This window comes from Schaedlerella sp. (assembly GCF_056796775.1).
Genome location: NZ_JBQIKP010000001.1, coordinates 41,040 through 59,253, shown reverse-complemented (window position 1 = coordinate 59,253; position 18,214 = coordinate 41,040). Strand labels below are relative to the sequence as shown.

The window sequence follows — 18,214 nt, the reverse complement described above, 5'->3', positions numbered from 1 at the left end:
AGTGAGTCAACACAATCGGGTGTATGCAAAAATAGATTTGCAGGCCATTGCATATAATATGAAACAGATGAAGCTTCGGATCGGCGACAGCGCGCAGCTGGCGGCCGTGATCAAGACCGACGGCTATGGGCATGGAGCGGTTCCCATTGCACAGTTATTTGAGCATACGGACTATGTATGGGGGTATGCGGTCGCAACCCTGGAGGAGGCGGTCAGCCTTCGGGAAGCGGAGGTGAAAAAGCCCGTCCTGGTCCTGGGATGTGTCTTTCCGGATCAGTATGAGGAAATGGTTTCCCTGGAGATCCGGCCGACCGTCTATACAAAGGAAATGGCAGAAGAGATGTCCCGGGCAGCCGTAAAACTCCGTAAGACTGCGTATTTCTACATTAAGATCGACACCGGCATGGGCAGGATCGGGTTCCCGGTATCGGAGGACAGCGCGGATACCATCGCGGAGATTGGTAAGCTTCCGGGTGTGGTGCCGGAAGGGATGTTTACCCACTTCGCAAAAGCGGATGAGACAGATCCTGCGTTTACCCGGGAGCAGCATGAGCGGTTTGTATGGATGCGGCAGGCTTTGGAACGACGGAAGCTGCGGATTCCCTGTCTCAGCTGCGACAACAGCGCGGGGATCATTGATTTTCCGGAATACAGGCACAACCTTGTCCGCGCGGGGATCGCGCTGTACGGAATGTACCCGTCGGATGAGGTGGATCAAAAGGCGGTTCCCTTAAAACCGGCCCTGGAGCTGATCAGCCACATTTCCTATGTAAAGGATGTGGAGGCGGGGACACCTATCAGCTACGGGGGAACCTTTACGGCGGAAAAAAGCATGCGGGTCGCTACGATCCCGGTGGGATACGGGGACGGTTATCCCAGGAGCCTCTCCAACAAAGGGGAGGTTCTGATCCGGGGGAAACGGGCCAAAATCCTGGGGCGGATCTGTATGGATCAGTTTATGGTTGATGTGACAGACATCCCGGGCGCGGCATTTATGGATCCGGTCACGCTGATCGGTCGGGACGGGGAGGAGCAGATCACGGTGGAGGAGCTGGGCGCTTTGAGCGGACGGTTCCACTATGAATTTGTCTGCTGTCTCGGAAAGCGGATCCCCAGGGTTTATATCCGATGAATCTTGTATATTTCTGCGAAACGTGGAAATACTTTAAGTACCATTCGATGTAAGGAACTGTGGATCTGATATCCTGCGCGGGAGGCGCAAGCTTTTTCACAGCTCCCGAAAACAGAGATTGGAAAAGAGGTAAAATCGGAGTGTGAAAAATTTTGACGATCAAACGTGGAGATATTTATTATGCAGACTTAAGCCCGGTGGTAGGTTCGGAACAAGGAGGAGTCCGTCCGGTGCTGATCATACAAAACGATGTAGGCAACCGGCACAGCCCGACGGTGATCTGCGCCGCCATCACGTCACGGATGAACAAGGCGAAGCTGCCTACGCACATTGAGATCAGTGCGCAGAAATATCATATCATAAAAAATTCGGTCATCCTGCTGGAACAGATTCGGACCATCGACAAGCAGCGTCTTCGGGAGTTCGTCTGCCATGTAGACAGCCGACTGATGTGCAAAGTCAATGAAGCGATTCGGATCAGTCTGGAGCTGAATACATAAAAAGAACGCGCCAGATCCGGAGTTACTGTTCATACCCTGACCGGGCGCTCACAGTAACGATCCGGAACCGCTGCTGTGCTTCCGGCCGGTAAAATAGCTTTACAGATAGAAAAAAGCGTGGTAAACTAAACAAAGCACGAAAAAAGAGGAGATTTGAAAAATGTCAGGACATTCAAAATTCGCAAATATCAAACATAAAAAAGAAAAAAACGACGCGGCAAAGGGGAAGATCTTTACCAAGATCGGACGTGAGCTGGCCGTTGCGGTCAAGGAAGGCGGTGGTCCGGATCCATCGAACAACAGCAGGCTCCGCGACGTCATTGCCAAGGCAAAATCTAACAACATGCCCAATGACACCATAGACAGGAACATCAAAAAGGCGGCGGGAGAGGGTGCCGGGGACAATTACGAGCACATTACATATGAAGGCTACGGTCCCAACGGGACGGCCATCATCGTGAAGACGCTGACAGACAACAAGAACCGCACGGCTTCCAATGTGAGAAATGCCTTTACCAAGGGCAGCGGTAACGTAGGCACACCGGGCTGCGTCTCCTTTATGTTTGACGAGAGGGGACAGATCTTCGTTGCAAAGGAAGACTGTGAGATGGATGCCGATGAGCTGATGATGCTGGCTTTAGACGCAGGCGCGGAGGACTTTTCGGAGGAAGAGGAGAGCTTCGAGATCCTTACAGCCCCGGCGGATTTCAGTGAGGTCCGCCTGAAACTGGAGGAGGCAGGGATTCCCATGGCAGAGGCGGAAGTGACCATGATCCCCCAGACCTATGTGGATCTGACCAGTCCGGAGGATATCAAGAATATCCAGAAAACCCTGGACCTTTTGGAAGAGGATGACGACGTTCAGGACGTATACCACAACTGGAACGAAGATTAAGCGTTTACAGGCCGAACCCCGTTACTGTGAGCATCCGGTCAGTGTGTGATCAGTCATCAGAACAGAGACAACAGGAGGAAATGAACATGAGCGACTTCAGAATAGAGACGAAATGCATCCAGTCCGGATACGAGCCGGGCAATGGGGAACCGCGGGTCCTGCCAATTTACCAGAGTACCACATTTCGGTACACGAGCAGTGAGCAGATGGGACGTCTGTTCGATCTGGAGGAGTCCGGTTATTTTTATACCCGGCTCCAGAACCCGACAAATGATGCTGTAGCGGCAAAGATCTGTGACCTGGAAGGGGGAGCGGCGGCCATGCTGACATCCTCCGGGCAGGCTGCCAGCTTTTATTCTGTGATGAATATAGCCGGAGCAGGGGACCATATCATCTGTTCCTCCGCGCTTTACGGCGGTACATATAACCTTTATGCGCATACGCTGAAAAAGATGGGCGTAGAAGCTACTTTTGTAGATCCGGACTGTACTTCCGGAGAGCTGGAAGGGGCATTCCGTGAGAACACCAAGGCCGTATTCGGTGAGACCATTGCCAATCCGGCGCTGGTTGTCCTGGATCTGGAAAAGTTTGCCGGGGCGGCCCACGCCCACGGGGTTCCGTTTATCGTGGACAATACCTTTGCGACACCGATCAACTGCCGGCCCATTGAGTGGGGAGCGGACATCGTGATCCACTCTACCACAAAGTATATGGACGGCCATGCGTCCTGCGTGGGCGGCGCCATCGTAGACAGCGGGAATTTTGACTGGGAAGCGCACAGCGACAAGTTTCCGGGGCTGACCACACCGGACGAGACCTATCACGGGATCGTCTATACACAGAAGTTTGGAAAGCTGGCATATATCACCAAGGCTACCGCACAGCTGATGCGGGATCTGGGTTCCATCCAGTCGCCCCAGAACGCATTTCTGCTGAATCTGGGATTGGAAACCCTGCATCTGCGGATGCCGCGCCATTGTGAAAATGCGCTGGCGGTTGCGAAGTACCTGAAAAACCACGAAAAGGTGGCATGGGTATCCTGCCCGTCCCTGCCGGACGACAAGTACTATGACCTGGCGCAGAAATACATGCCGAACGGAAGCTGCGGCGTACTCACATTCGGCTTAAAAGGCGGAAGGGCGGCAGCGGTAGAGATGATGGATAAGCTGAAGCTGGTTGCCATCGTGACTCATGTTGCGGACGCAAGGAGCTGCGTGCTCCATCCGGCCAGCCATACCCACCGTCAGATGAACGAACAGGAGCTGGTAGAGGCAGGAGTTCAGCCGGATCTGATCCGTTTCAGCGTGGGAATTGAAAATGTAGAGGATATTATTGCGGATGTAGAGCAGGCACTGCTTTAACTAAGATGGTATGGATGTATACAATTTGCATCCATACCATTTTTGGTGAAAGGGGATTTTTGGAAAAGTGAATTAAGAAACAAAATAATGTCCGTTGTATAATCCGAAGCCTTTTTTCACATACTACCTCTGATCAATATACGAGAAAGGTTGTGAAATGATGGGAGAGACGCAGGAAAAAAAGGAAGCTGAGCGGGAGGAGATCAAGGAGACCGGGACGCTGGATCTGCATCAGAATCCGGACAGACACCGGATCCAGCTGATGACGATCATCGGGGAGATCGAGGGCCATGAGGCGGTGTCCGGCAATACGAAGGCCACCAAGTATGAGCATCTGCTGCCCAGGCTTGCGGAGGCGGAGGACAGCGAGGAAGTGGAAGGCGTCCTGATCCTTCTGAATACACTCGGAGGGGATGTGGAAGCCGGTCTTGCCATTGCGGAGATGATCGCCTCTTTGAGCAAACCGACGGTTTCCCTGGTGCTTGGCGGAAGCCATTCCATCGGCGGACCTTTGGCGGTATCGGCAGATTATTCCTTTATCGTACCAAGCGGGACCATGATCGTCCATCCGGTGCGTTCCAGCGGTATGTTCATCGGGGTCTATCAGAGCTATCGGAATATGGAAAAGACTCAGGATCGGATCACCGGATTTATTGCGGAGCATTCCCGGATCAGCCAGAAAAGACTGGAGGAGCTGATGCTGGATCCGACCCAGCTTGTGAAGGACGTGGGCACCATGTTAGACGGGGAGGACGCGGTCCGGGAGGGCCTGATTGATGAAGTGGGAGGTATCAGTCAGGCGATGAAAAAACTCCATGAAATGATTGACGAAAAGCGGAAAAAGGAGTAAAAATAAATTCGGAAAACAGGACCGAAAATCAGAATTCCAAAATTTTTTGATGACAGTATTTTGAAATAATGCTATACTAGTTTATAGTATGTTCAAAAATACCAAGGGGGAAGTATAATGGCTGCAAAGTCAACCAAAAAGAAAAAATCAACAAATGAAAGGGCAAAAAAAGCACAGGGAAGCCCGGCACTGCAGGAGGAGATCATCATCCTCTGCGTGCTGGCAGTCTGTATCCTGATGCTGATCAGTAACTTCGGACTCGGCGGGCTGGCAGGGGAGGTCTGCTCGGCAGTCCTGTTCGGGATCTTTGGCTGGATGGCCTATCTGATCCCGGTCCTGATGTTCGGAGCAGCGGCATTTCTCGTTTCCAACAGAGGCAATGCCCATGCTTACATAAAGGCGGCCGCTCTGTTGGTCCTGCTGGTGGTGCTCTGCGCGCTTCTGGAGCTGATCATGAATCCCTATACGCCAGGGATGGGTCTTATGACCTATTATAAGCAGGCAAGTATTCATAAAAATTCCGGCGGCCTTCTGGGAGGCTGTCTGGTTATGTTGCTGTGCCCCATCATCGGAGTGGTGGGCAGCTACGTGGTCCTCATCGTGCTGGCGGTTATCTGTGCTATTCTGATCACGGAGCGATCTCTTCTTAAACCGTTGGGAAACAGCAGCCGGAAGATGTATGAGGGCGCAAGACAGCGCCACGAGACTTCTGTGATCCGCCGGGAGGAGCGGATGCAGGAGAAGAGGCAGCGCCGGGAGGAGGACCGGCCTCGGAAGTCTTCACGGAGGCGGCAGAAGATATCCGGTGTTTCCTTTGCCACGACCCTGTCCGAGGGCAGAAAATCGCCAGAGGTCCATGAACTGACGGTGGACGGAATGTCTCCGGATCCGGCGGTATCCCTGGATCTGGAGGATAAGACCACGGATCCTGCGCCTCTGGAGAAGTCCCGGGAAGCTGTTTTTGAAGCGCCTGCGGAGGAATTTGTGATCAACCGGGCCCAGCCGGATTTGGAGGAACAGGACGGATGGGAAGAAGCGGCCGAAGAGCCGGAGCGCTTCCCGGCGGAAGAGAAGCCGGCGAAAAAAGAGACGGTCCGGCCGACGCCGGAAAAGAGCAGTCCGAAAAAGAATGAAAAAGACAGTGCGGCAGACGTGGAAACCGAGGCGGCGGCAGTGGAGGAGAGTATCCGCATGCAGCAGGAGGCTTTGCCGAAGGAATACCATGTGCCGCCGTTCAATCTGCTGAAGAAAGGGAAAAAATCCGGGGGAGACTCGGATACCCAGCTTCGCGCTACGGCCCGCAAGCTGGAACAGACTCTGCAGAACTTCGGCGTGAAGGTGCATGTGACCAACGCAAGCTGCGGTCCTTCCGTGACCCGCTATGAACTGCAGCCGGAGCAGGGTGTCAAGGTCAGCAAGATCGTGGGCCTGTCGGATGATATCAAGCTAAACCTGGCGGTCACCGATCTGAGGATCGAAGCGCCGATCCCCGGCAAGGCCGCGGTGGGGATCGAGGTGCCCAACAGTGAGACGACGGCAGTGATGCTCCGTGACCTGCTGGAGTCATCCGAGTTCCAGCAGAGCAAATCCAGGATCACGGTGGCGGTAGGAAAGGACATTGCCGGAAAGACGGTGGTTGCGGATATCGCCAAGATGCCCCATCTTTTGGTGGCCGGATCTACAGGCTCCGGAAAATCGGTCTGCATCAATACGATGATCATGAGCATCATCTACAAGGCGGATCCGGAGGATGTGAAGCTGATCATGGTGGATCCCAAGGTGGTGGAGCTGAGCATATACAACGGCATCCCGCACCTTATGATCCCGGTCGTGACCGACCCGAAGAAGGCGGCCGGCGCGCTGAACTGGGCCGTAGCAGAGATGATGAAGAGGTATGACCTCTTTGCGAAATATAATGTAAGAGACCTGAAGGGCTTTAATGAAAAAGTGGAGAATCTGGAGGAAGAGGACGCGCCGAAGAAGATGCCCCAGCTCGTTATCATCGTGGACGAGCTGGCGGACCTGATGATGGTGGCGCCCAAAGACGTGGAGGGCGCGATCTGTCGTCTGGCGCAGCTGGCAAGAGCGGCGGGGATCCACCTGATCCTGGCGACCCAGCGTCCGTCCGTCAATGTCATCACCGGACTGATCAAGGCCAACATGCCGTCCCGGATCGCGTTTGCGGTGTCCTCCGGAGTGGATTCCCGAACCATCATCGATATGTCCGGTGCGGAAAAGCTCCTGGGCAAGGGCGATATGCTGTTCTACCCCACAGGAGTTCCCAAGCCCATGCGTGTGCAGGGTTCCTTTGTGTCCGATAAGGAAGTCCAGAAGGTGGTAGATTACCTGATCGAGAATCATGGAAATGCCGATTACAGCAATGAGCTGGAAGAACATATGAATGCAGACATCGGAGGAGATTCCATACCGGTCTCCGACGGAGAGGGAGAGGGCGGAAACGCCCGGGACCAGTATTTTGTGGAAGCAGGAAAGCTGATCATCGATAAGGACAAGGCTTCCATTGGAATGCTGCAGAGGATGTTCAAGATCGGATTCAACCGTGCCGCGCGGATCATGGACCAGCTTTCGGAGGCCGGCGTGGTAGGGCCGGAAGAGGGAACCAAGCCGAGGAAGGTCCTGATGACGGCGGAGGAATTTGAAGAGCTGCTGTAAAATCCATGCGGCTTGTAAAAAAGCGTAACCATAAACAGGCGCCCGTGCTTTGCGGGACGGGCGGCAGGCAGTCGATCCGCCCTGCGGATTGACCGTGATCAACAGGAGGGATACGAATGAAGACAGATATTCAGATTGCACAGGAAGCGGAAATGCTGCCCATTACAGAGGTTGCAGAAAAAGCGGGGATCGAGAAAGAGGATCTGGAGCTTTACGGAAAATACAAAGCAAAGCTTTCCGATGACTTCTGGGAGAAGATAAAGGACAACGAGAACGGAAAGCTGGTCCTTGTGACAGCCATCAACCCTACCCCCGCGGGAGAGGGCAAGACGACCACTACCATCGGACTGGGACAGGCCATGGCAAAGCTTGGGAAAAACGCGGTCATCGCGCTCCGTGAGCCGTCTCTTGGACCCTGCTTCGGGATCAAGGGCGGAGCGGCAGGCGGCGGTTATGCGCAGGTTGTGCCGATGGAGGATCTGAACCTGCATTTCACCGGGGATTTCCATGCCATTACCTCTGCCAATAACCTGCTGGCAGCCATGCTGGACAACCACATCCAGCAGGGGAACGAGCTTGGGATCGACCCCAGACAGGTGGTGTGGAAGCGATGCCTGGATATGAATGACCGGGTACTCCGCAATCTTGTCGTAGGACTGGGCAATAAAATGGACGGGATGGTCCGGGAGGATCACTTTGTCATCACCGTGGCTTCCGAGATCATGGCGGTCCTCTGCCTGGCGGACGATCTGCAGGACCTGAAAAAAAGGCTGGGCAGGATCATTGTGGCATATAATTTTGCCGGAGAGCCGGTGACTGCGGATCAGCTCCATGCAACCGGGGCTATGACGGCACTTTTGAAGGATGCCATTAAGCCCAACCTGATCCAGACGCTGGAGCATACGCCGGCATTGGTACATGGCGGGCCTTTTGCCAATATTGCCCATGGGTGCAACAGCGTCCGGGCAACCAAGACGGCATTGAAGATGAGCGACATTACGATCACAGAGGCCGGATTCGGAGCGGATTTGGGCGCGGAAAAGTTCCTGGATATCAAGTGCAGAAAGGCCGGACTGAAGCCGGATGCGGTGGTCCTGGTGGCAACCGTACGCGCTTTGAAGTATAACGGCGGAGTACCCAAGTCAGAGCTGTCCAGGGAAAATCTGGATGCTTTGGAAAAGGGCATTGTGAATCTGGAAAAGCATATCGAAAATATACAGAAATACGGAGTTCCGGTAGTCGTGACTCTCAATTCCTTTGTCACGGACACGGATGCGGAAAATGAATACATCCGCCGGTTCTGTGAGGAGAAGGGCTGTGAATTTGCCCTTTCGGAGGTATGGGAAAAAGGCGGAGAGGGCGGCATCGCCCTGGCGGAAAAGGTGCTGGAAACACTGGAGACAAAGGAGAGCCGCTTCCATACGCTGTATGAGGACAGCCTTTCCCTGAAAGAAAAGATCGAGACCATTTCCCGGGAGATTTACGGCGCGGGAAAGGTGATCTATGAGCCGGCAGCCGAAAAGCAGCTTGCCAGGATCGAAGCGCTGGGCTTCGGAGAGTTCCCGATCTGCATGGCGAAGAACCAGTATTCCCTTTCCGACGACGCGTCGAAGCTGGGGCGGCCGGAGAACTTTGATATCCATATCCGGGAAGTCTATGTCAGTGCAGGCGCGGGCTTTGTTGTGGCCCTGACCGGAGCGATCATGATTATGCCGGGGCTTCCGAAGGTTCCCGCGGCAAACAGCATTGACGTATCTGATGACGGAAAGATCACCGGACTGTTTTAAAGGAGAAGTAAGATATGGCACAGTTGATAGACGGAAAGAAGATTTCCAATGAGATTAAAGAAGAATTAAAAGCAGAAGTGGAAGCACTTAAAAGGCAGGGAAAGGAGATCTGCCTTGCAGTGGTGCAGGTAGGGCAGGATCCCGCGTCCTGCGTGTATGTGAACAATAAAAAGAAAGCCTGTGCCTATATCGGGATCCGCTCGGAGGCCTATGAGCTTCCGGAGACCGTGGAGGAAGAGGAACTGCTTGCGCTGGTGGAAAAGCTGAATCAGGCCGGACATGTAAACGGGATCCTGGTGCAGCTTCCTCTCCCGGCCCACATTGATGAGGATAAGGTGATCCGGGCTATTTCACCGGATAAGGATGTGGATGGGTTCCATCCGGTCAGTGTAGGGAGACTCTGGATCGGGGAGCCGGGGTTCCTTTCCTGTACGCCGGCCGGGATCATCCAGCTCTTAAAACGCTCAGGGATTTCCATAGACGGGAAGGAATGCGTGATCGTGGGAAGGAGCAATATCGTAGGCAAGCCGATGGCGGCGCTGCTTCTGCGGGAGCATGCCACGGTGACGGTTGCCCATTCCCATACAAAGGATCTGAGGGAGATTACAAAACGGGCGGATATCCTGATCGTTGCCATGGGAAAACGGCAGTTTATCGGGGCAGAATATGTAAAAGACGGGGCTGTTGTGATTGATGTGGGGATGCATCGGGATGAACATAACAAGCTCTGCGGCGATGTGGCATTTGACCAGATATGTGAAAAGACATCTGCGATCACACCGGTTCCGGGAGGAGTAGGACCGATGACGATCGCCATGCTGATGAATAATTGTGTGCAGACAGTGAGGTAGAAATAAGGGGGAGCACAATATGAGATGTAGAAATTGTGGCGCCGAGATTCCGGAGGGCCAGCTGATCTGTCCGTCCTGCCATATGGAAGTGCAGATCGTTCCTGACTATGATCCGCTGCAGGATGTGCTTGCGCGGGAGGTCAAGGGTTCTGTGGAATATGCGACTCGTCCCATTGATTCTCAGGACCTGAGACGCTACCGGAGCCGTGAGGAACGTGAAAATGACTATGCCACCCGCGTACTGAACCAGGGGGAGTACAGAAGTTCCACGCGGGTGCTCAGTCAGGGTGAGATGAGCCGAATCCGTTCCCAGTATACCAGGACGCCGTCGTCCTCCCGTGGAGGCGGCACAACGTCTGTTCGGGGCACCGGATATGCTCCGGGGAATCCGGAAACCGGTTATACCAGAAGGAGTAATCCGTGGGAAGGCGATTATGTCCGGCGGGATTCCGGCTATGCGAACAGAGGGACTGCCAGAGGCTCCGCGCGGGAGACCGGCTATACCGGAAGGACTCCCGGAAATTCCGTACGGGAAAACGGTTATATCGGAAGAAATACGGGGAATTCCGCGCGGGAATCCGGCTATGTCCGAAGAGATTCCGGGAACAGCGGATGGGAAACCGGCTATGCAGGGAGAGATCCCGGAGGTGCTGTACGGGAGTCAGGCTTTTCCAGAAGGGATACCGGGAATCCTCCGCGGGAGACAGGGTATGACCGGGGGGCTTCGGAGGCCCGCCGCGGTACCGGCAATATCCGGCGGGAAAACTCCGGGTCCCAGTATACGGGAAACCTGCGGCAGGATCCGGAGGGCAGGAGACAGGGAACAGGTGAGATCCGGGATTCCCAGGAGCGGAGACGCCTGCAGAGAGAGCGAAAAAAGCGTTCCGCGAAAAAGCGTTTCCAGAAGATGGTCACTGTCTTTTGCGTGATCCTCATCCTCTGTGCGGCAGTGGGCTTTCTTCTGTACCAGAATTCCTATGCAGGCGCAGTAGGGAAGGGACAGAAAGCGCTCCAGACCGGGGACTATTCTGCCGCGGAGACTTATTTTGAACGTGCCTTGAAAAAGGATGTGAAAAAGCCAGATGCCTATGCCGGGCTGGCAAAGGTGTATATCCAGCAGAAAAATCTGGAAAAAGCGGAGGGAGTTTTCATTGCGGCAATTGATTCTCAGCCGGAAAACGGAGATTTGTATGAGGCGGCGATCCGGTTCTATATCGAGTCTGAGCAGCCGGAAAAGATCTCCCCGCTGCTGGAGGGGTGTGATTCTGCCGTATTGTCCAGAGTGTCGGATTATGTGTCGGAGGCGCCTGTATTCAGCCTGGATGAGGGAAGCTACCAGGAAGTGCAGGAGACTTCTCTAACGGGAGAGGGAACGATCTATTTTACGGAGGACGGAAGTACCCCTGACGAATCCAGCACCGAGTATACCGAACCCATTCTGCTCAGCGAGGGGACTACAGTCTTAAAGGCGGTCTGCATCAATAAAAAGGGGATCCCAAGCCTTGTTTCCACCAGGACCTATACGGTCGAGCTGCAGGGCGAAGGAGCGCCTGCGGTGACGCCCTCCACCGGAAAATACAGCGCGCCCTTCCAGATTACCATTCAGGTGCCGGAAGGCTATACTGCGTATTATACCGTAGACGGCACTACGCCGTCGGCCGCGTCTCAGATATACGGCGGGCCGATCGACGTAACGGAAGGAGGTGGCAGCCTGATCTTCTCGGCTGTGCTGATCAGTGATACCGGAAAGATGACTCCGGTCACAAAACGGAATTATACCCTGCAGTTTGAGTAGGATATTTCGTATATTTTTTATAAATCTTTTTTGAAATTTTTAGTAAATATGCTTGTGTTAAAAGTTTCACAGTGCTATAATAAAAGCTGTTTAAATAATAACACATAGATCATACATAAGGAGATGTGTAACATGAGCAGATTTACATTACCAAGAGACGTTTACCACGGAAAAGGATGTCTGGAAGAACTGAAGAACCTGAAAGGGAAAAAGGCTATCCTCGTTGTCGGCGGCGGTTCCATGAAGCGCCAGGGATTTCTGGATAAGGCAGTGGATTATCTGAAGGAAGCAGGCATGGAAGTGGAGCTGTTCGAGGGCGTTGAGCCGGATCCGTCCGTTGAGACCGTTATGAAGGGCGCGGAGGCGATGCGCGCGTTTGAGCCTGACTGGATCGTATCCATGGGCGGCGGTTCTCCGATTGATGCCGCAAAGGCAATGTGGGCATTCTATGAGTACCCGGATGTGACCTTTGAGGATCTCTGTATTCCGTTTAATTTCCCGGAATTGAGACAGAAAGCAAAATTCTGCGCGATCCCGTCCACATCAGGAACCGCGACGGAAGTGACCGCGTTTTCCGTGATCACGGATTACAGCACGGGCGTGAAGTATCCCCTGGCGGACTTTAACATTACTCCGGATGTAGCGATCGTAGATCCGGATCTGGTAACCGGACTCCCGGTAAAGCAGGTTGCTTACACCGGTATGGATGCTCTGACGCATGCCATCGAAGCATATGTGTCCACATTGAACGGACCGTTTACGGATCCTCTGGCGCTCCAGGCAATCGAGATGGTTCTGGATTACCTTCCGGCTTCCTATCACTGCGATATGGATGCCAGGGAACAGATGCACTACGCACAGTGCCTTGCGGGAATGGCATTTTCCAACGCTTTGCTTGGAATCGTTCACTCCATGGCGCACAAGACCGGCGCGGCATTCTCCACAGGACATATCCCGCACGGCTGCGCAAACGCGATCTATCTGCCTTATGTGATCAAATATAACGCAAAGGATTCCGTCGCGGCAAGCCGCTATGCGGACATCGCGCGCAGAATGGGTCTGCCGGGAGCATCGGAGAAGGCTCTGATTAACAGCCTGTGCGAAAAGATCGACGCATTCAACGTTGAGCTGAATATCCCCAAAACATTGAAGGACTTCGGCATCAATGAGGACGAGTTTAAGGAGAAGGTAGCCAAGATCGCGGAGCTGGCAGTAGGCGATGCATGTACCGGATCCAATCCGCGCTCCATCGACCCGGCAGCAATGGAAAAATTATTCACATGTACATATTACGGAACAGAGGTTGATTTTTAAAAACCGCGGGGCAGGCACGATCCTTGGTGCCTGCCCCCGTTTTGACACCATCGTATGCAGAAATGTATGTTACTGTACACACCCTGACAGGGAGTGTACAGTAACCAAATGTATTCACTTCAATTAAATTTGTGAAAAGAATACTTGTAAACGGGCTGTTGATATCGTATGATATGTTATGCAGAAGATGAGTCTATACAGGAGGAAGAACATGTACAAGATTTTAAAAGCAGAAAAACTGGCTGATAAGATTATACTCATGGACGTGCTTGCGCCGCGCGTTGCGAAGCATTGTCAGCCGGGACAGTTTGTGATCGTGAAAATGGATGACAAAGGGGAGAGGATTCCGCTTACGATCTGTGATTATGACCGGGAAGCAGGAACCATTACCATTGTATTTCAGGAGGTAGGGGCTTCCACGACGAAGATGGCAGACCTGAAAGAGGGAGATGCGTTCCGTGACTTCGTAGGGCCTCTCGGATGTGCGTCCGAATTTGTAAATGAAGATATGGAAGAGCTGAAAAAGAAAAAAATGCTCTTTGTGGCAGGCGGTGTGGGAGCCGCGCCTGTTTATCCACAGGTGAAATGGCTCCATGAGCACGGGATTGACGCAGATGTGATCCTGGGCGCGAAGACAAAGGATATGGTCATCCTGGAGAAAGAGCTGGAAGCAGTGGCGGGCAATCTCTATGTGACCACAGATGACGGCTCCTACGGCCGTTCCGGTATGGTTACGACCGTGATTGAGGATCTTGTCACGAAGGAAGGCAAGCAGTACGATGTGTGCGTAGCCATCGGACCGATGATCATGATGAAGTTTGTCTGCATGCTGACGAAAAAGCTGGAGCTGCCGACCATCGTCAGCATGAACCCGATCATGGTAGACGGAACCGGTATGTGCGGGGCATGCCGTCTGCAGGTGGGAGACGAGATCAAGTTTGCATGTGTGGACGGACCGGAATTTGACGGACATCTTGTAGATTTTGACCAGGCAATGAAGAGAAGCCAGATGTATAAGACAGAAGAAGGCCGTGCAATGCTTAAGCTCACGGAAGGGGATACACACCACGGCGGATGTGGAAATTGCGGAGGTGACAACTAATGGCAGATGTATTAAAGAAAGTGCCTGTCAGAGAACAGGAACCCAAGGTACGCGCTACGAATTTTGAAGAGGTTTGTCTGGGCTACAATCAGGAGGAGGCCATGGAAGAAGCTTCCCGCTGCATCAACTGCAAGAACGCGAAGTGCGTCAGCGGATGTCCGGTGGCCATTGATATTCCGGGATTTATCAAGGAAGTCAAGGAAGGCAATATCGAAGAGGCCTATAAGGTGATCGGAAAAGCATCCGCGTTGCCGGCAATCTGCGGACGTGTCTGTCCCCAGGAATCCCAGTGCGAGGGAAAATGTATCCGGGGGATCAAGGGCGAGCCGGTATCCATCGGCAAGCTGGAGCGGTTTGTCGCGGATTATGCCCTGGAGCATGACATCAAACCGGTAGGAGCGGAAAGCACCAACGGACATAAGGTTGCGGTCATCGGCTCCGGCCCGTCCGGCCTGACCTGCGCCGGTGACCTGGCAAAGATGGGCTACGAGGTGACGGTATTCGAGGCGCTTCACGAGCTGGGCGGCGTGCTGGTATATGGGATTCCGGAGTTCCGTCTTCCGAAGCAGAAGGTGGTTGCAAAGGAGATCGAGAAGGTAAAAGAGCTGGGTGTGAAGTTTGAGACCAATGTGGTCATCGGAAAGTCTACCACCATTGACCAGCTTATCGAGGAAGAAGGCTTTGAGGCCGTATTTATCGGTTCAGGCGCGGGACTCCCGATGTTCATGGGCATTCCGGGGGAAAATGCCAACGGCGTATTCTCCGCCAATGAATACCTGACCAGGAGCAACCTGATGAAAGCCTTTGACGAGTCCTATGATACCCCCATCGTTGGCGGTAAGAAGGTGGCGGTCGTTGGCGGCGGAAACGTGGCCATGGACGCCGCAAGAACGGCGCTGCGTCTCGGAGCAGAGGTACATATCGTGTACAGGAGAAGCGAGGCGGAGCTTCCGGCCAGAGTGGAAGAGGTTCATCATGCGAAGGAAGAGGGTGTGATCTTCGACTTGCTCACCAATCCGAAGGAAATCTTTGTCGATGACAAGGGGAATGTAAAGGGCATGAAGGTCATCAAGATGGAGCTCGGCGAGCCGGACGCGTCCGGAAGAAGACGTCCGGTGGAGGTTCCGGGATCTGAGTATGAGATTGAAGTGGATACCGTGATCATGTCACTGGGGACTTCTCCGAATCCGCTGATCTCCTCCACCACAAAGGGGCTGGAGACCAACCGATGGAAATGTATCGTTGCGGACGAAGAGTTCGGCAAGACCTCCAAGGAAGGGGTTTATGCCGGCGGCGACGCGGTGACAGGCGCGGCGACGGTCATTCTTGCCATGGGTGCTGGAAAAGCGGGCGCGCATGGAATTGATGAATATTTAAAAAATAAATAATTGCAGATACGATCAGACCTGTTCTCTGGTAGGACAGGTCTGATCGTGCAGTTCTGGCAGAATATGAAGAAAACGATAGATTCAGCGGTCAGAGCACAGCATTTTGCGGTGTGGAGATCTGACTGGAAAGAGACTGGATGAAATGAAGATCACATTGATCACTGTAGGTAAAATAAAGGAAAAATATCTCAGGGACGCAATCGGGGAATACAGCAAACGTCTGGGCGGCTATTGCAAGCTGGAGATCATAGAGGTTGCGGATGAGAAGACCCCGGACCATGCCGGCGAGGGGCAGGAGCAGCTGATCCTCTCCAGAGAGGCGGAGCGTATCCTGAAATACATCAAAGAAGACGCCTATATCATGACACTGGAGATCAGCGGGAAGCAACTTTCCTCCGAGGAGCTGGCTGCCAGGATCGAGCAGCTTGGGGTGCAGGGGAGAGGGCATCTGATCTTTATCATCGGAGGCTCCATCGGATTGGGAAAGGAAGTCCTTGGCAGGTCAGACTTTGCCCTCAGTTTTTCGAAAATGACCTTTCCCCATCAGCTGATGCGGGTGATCCTGCTGGAACAGATCTACCGGAGCTTCCGGATCATCCATGGGGCTCCCTACCACAAATAAAAAAGCCATATCCAAAAGAACGTGTTATTCCTTTGGATATGGCTTTTCAGATGTATTATTTCAACAGAAAAAAGATTGTGTAACATTCCTGAGGATGATATAATTGTTCCGTAAGTTACAAAGCAAAAGCAGATTTCTCTAAAATAGCAGCATGCGGGCGGGCCTGCCTGCGGCTTTTTGGAGCAGATCATAACACATTTGGAGGTTAAGATGAACGACTATATCATATGTATGGATGCTTCCGGCGATATCATCCGGGAAGCGGCCCTGGAAAACGAAATTCAATTTGTGCCTATGGAGTATTCGATCGGAGAGGAGATGCGTACATCCAGAGGATGCGAGAGTGAGGAACTGCTGAAAACATTTTATGACGGACAGCGCGGAGGCGACCTGACCAAGACATCCCAGATTTCCCCGTATATGTATGAGGAATATTTCAAGCAATTCCTGGAGCTTGGGAAGTCCATTCTGTATTTCTGCCTGTCAGGCGGGCTTTCCTCTACCTATCAAAGCGCCGTGCTCGCCGCGGAGACTTTGAAGGAGGATTATCCGGAGGCGGAGGTGATCCCGGTGGATACGCTGGCAGCGACAGGTGGGATCGGCCTTTTGGTGGAAAAGGCCATCGAAAACCGAAAGGACGGCATGTCCATCCAGGAAAATCTGGAATCCGTTCGGGCCGTGATCCCCAGACTGCGCCATTACTTTATGGTACAGGATCTGATGTATCTGAAGCGGGGCGGACGCGTCAGCGCGGCAACCGCCATTGTGGGCTCTGCGCTGAATATCAAGCCCATGCTAATCGTCAATGAAGAGGGAAAGCTTGTGAACGTGGATAAGAAACGCGGGAACAAAGCGGCCATGTCTTCTCTGTTTGCGTCGTTCAAAGAAAATTATGATCCGGAGACGGATACCAGGATCTACATCTGCGATTCGGACGCGCCGGAGCTTGCGCAAGGGCTTGCCGAAAAAATAAAAGAGGCGGAGCCAGGCGTGACGATACGCCGCACCATGCTGTCGCCAATCATCGGCGCCCATACCGGCCCGGGAATGGTTGCGGTGATTCTGTTCGGCAAGGAGAAAACATCATGATAAAAAATATCATATTTGATATGGGAAATGTTTTGCTGCAGTATGATCCGGGCGTCTGTCTGCACCATTTTGTAGAGCAGGAGGAAGACCGGGCACTGATCCGCCGGGAGCTTTTCGAAGGCCCAGAGTGGGTGGAAGGGGATCTGGGGCATATTACGGATGAAGAACGTTTTGACGGTGTGAGCCGAAGAGTTCCCGAGAGGCTCCATGGAGAGCTGAAAGCATGCACAGAGCAGTGGCACATGTGCATGCGGCCGGTTGCCGGGGCGAAGGAATTCTGTGGGTACGCAAAGGAGCAGGGCTACCGCCTCTTTGTGCTGTCCAATGCCAGCAGCTCCTTTTATCAGTATTTCCAGAGATTTGCGCCGCTGGATTATTTTGATGGGATCGTGGTATCCTGCGACATCCATATGATCAAGCCGGATGTCCGCATTTATCAGTATCTTCTGGACAAATATCAGCTGACGCCGGAGGAGAGCTTCTTTATCGATGATATGCCCGAAAATGTGGCTGGCGCCCAAAAAGCCGGGATCCGCGGGGCGATTTTTCACGGAGACTTCGAGAAGATCCGAAAGAGTTTGGAATAAAAGAAGTTACAGGTCACACCTTGACCAGGCGTGCCCTGTAACTCAGGCCGTCATTTAAAATTGCCTACGGCAATGGACGGCCTGAATCCCAGCTTTTATGTGCATCCTCCTGACCAATCAGCGTAGTGATTGGTCAGTGTGTGACATGTAACAAAAGAATACATTTTAATGTTGGAATAGTCAGAAAATATTGCGCCGGATGACGGAAAGTGATAAAATAGGATGTGAAGAAAAGGAATCGTCCGCGAATCGTTTCGGAGGATTCTTA

15 protein-coding genes are annotated in these 18,214 nt (G+C 53.1%); all 15 read left to right on the top strand.

Annotated elements, in window-relative coordinates; all coding sequences use genetic code 11:
* The first annotated feature begins 1 nt into the window (after position 1).
* Positions 2 to 1,132: an alanine racemase gene (alr, locus tag ACTOY7_RS00270; RefSeq protein ID WP_160283062.1), complete on the top strand. Its 1,131-nt coding sequence runs from the start codon at positions 2 to 4 to the stop codon at positions 1,130 to 1,132.
* Between the two features lie 152 nt (positions 1,133 to 1,284).
* On the top strand, positions 1,285 to 1,632 hold the full coding sequence (locus tag ACTOY7_RS00265) for a type II toxin-antitoxin system PemK/MazF family toxin (RefSeq protein WP_160283061.1): 348 nt from the start codon (positions 1,285 to 1,287) through the stop codon (positions 1,630 to 1,632).
* 160 nt (positions 1,633 to 1,792) lie between these two features.
* On the top strand, positions 1,793 to 2,527 hold the full coding sequence (locus ACTOY7_RS00260) for a YebC/PmpR family DNA-binding transcriptional regulator (protein ID WP_160283060.1): 735 nt from the start codon (positions 1,793 to 1,795) through the stop codon (positions 2,525 to 2,527).
* Positions 2,528 to 2,613: 86 nt separating this feature from the next.
* Complete coding sequence (locus ACTOY7_RS00255) at positions 2,614 to 3,888, top strand: O-acetylhomoserine aminocarboxypropyltransferase/cysteine synthase family protein (protein ID WP_482670480.1); 1,275 nt, start codon at positions 2,614 to 2,616, stop codon at positions 3,886 to 3,888.
* Positions 3,889 to 4,045: 157 nt separating this feature from the next.
* A complete protein-coding gene (locus tag ACTOY7_RS00250; protein WP_160283058.1) occupies positions 4,046 to 4,738 on the top strand; it encodes a ClpP family protease in 693 nt (230 codons plus the stop codon).
* A 117-nt stretch (positions 4,739 to 4,855) separates the two neighbouring features.
* On the top strand, positions 4,856 to 7,411 hold the full coding sequence (locus ACTOY7_RS00245) for an FtsK/SpoIIIE family DNA translocase (RefSeq protein WP_160283057.1): 2,556 nt from the start codon (positions 4,856 to 4,858) through the stop codon (positions 7,409 to 7,411).
* A 116-nt stretch (positions 7,412 to 7,527) separates the two neighbouring features.
* Positions 7,528 to 9,198: a formate--tetrahydrofolate ligase gene (locus ACTOY7_RS00240; protein ID WP_482670479.1), complete on the top strand. Its 1,671-nt coding sequence runs from the start codon at positions 7,528 to 7,530 to the stop codon at positions 9,196 to 9,198.
* 14 nt (positions 9,199 to 9,212) lie between these two features.
* Entirely contained in the window at positions 9,213 to 10,049 is an 837-nt protein-coding gene (folD, locus tag ACTOY7_RS00235; protein WP_160283055.1) for a bifunctional methylenetetrahydrofolate dehydrogenase/methenyltetrahydrofolate cyclohydrolase FolD, read from the top strand.
* Between the two features lie 19 nt (positions 10,050 to 10,068).
* Positions 10,069 to 11,844: a chitobiase/beta-hexosaminidase C-terminal domain-containing protein gene (locus ACTOY7_RS00230; RefSeq protein WP_160283054.1), complete on the top strand. Its 1,776-nt coding sequence runs from the start codon at positions 10,069 to 10,071 to the stop codon at positions 11,842 to 11,844.
* Positions 11,845 to 11,976: 132 nt separating this feature from the next.
* Positions 11,977 to 13,158, top strand: coding sequence for an iron-containing alcohol dehydrogenase (locus ACTOY7_RS00225; protein WP_300884012.1), 1,182 nt, complete (start codon positions 11,977 to 11,979; stop codon positions 13,156 to 13,158).
* A 211-nt stretch (positions 13,159 to 13,369) separates the two neighbouring features.
* Entirely contained in the window at positions 13,370 to 14,260 is an 891-nt protein-coding gene (locus ACTOY7_RS00220) for a sulfide/dihydroorotate dehydrogenase-like FAD/NAD-binding protein (protein ID WP_160281079.1), read from the top strand.
* A complete protein-coding gene (gene gltA / locus ACTOY7_RS00215; RefSeq protein WP_160281080.1) occupies positions 14,260 to 15,648 on the top strand; it encodes an NADPH-dependent glutamate synthase in 1,389 nt (462 codons plus the stop codon). The genes ACTOY7_RS00220 and gltA overlap by 1 nt, the downstream gene beginning before the upstream one ends.
* Positions 15,649 to 15,790: 142 nt before the next feature.
* Positions 15,791 to 16,270 (top strand): 23S rRNA (pseudouridine(1915)-N(3))-methyltransferase RlmH, encoded by a 480-nt coding sequence (rlmH, locus tag ACTOY7_RS00210; RefSeq protein ID WP_160281081.1) that lies wholly within the window; start codon positions 15,791 to 15,793, stop codon positions 16,268 to 16,270.
* A gap of 210 nt (positions 16,271 to 16,480) precedes the next feature.
* Positions 16,481 to 17,359, top strand: coding sequence for a DegV family protein (locus ACTOY7_RS00205; protein WP_482670478.1), 879 nt, complete (start codon positions 16,481 to 16,483; stop codon positions 17,357 to 17,359).
* Positions 17,356 to 17,946 carry an HAD family hydrolase gene (locus ACTOY7_RS00200; RefSeq protein WP_160281083.1) on the top strand — a complete coding sequence of 197 codons (591 nt, stop codon included), beginning with the start codon at positions 17,356 to 17,358 and terminating at the stop codon, positions 17,944 to 17,946. The genes ACTOY7_RS00205 and ACTOY7_RS00200 overlap by 4 nt, the downstream gene beginning before the upstream one ends.
* The last annotated feature ends 268 nt before the right edge of the window (positions 17,947 to 18,214 follow it).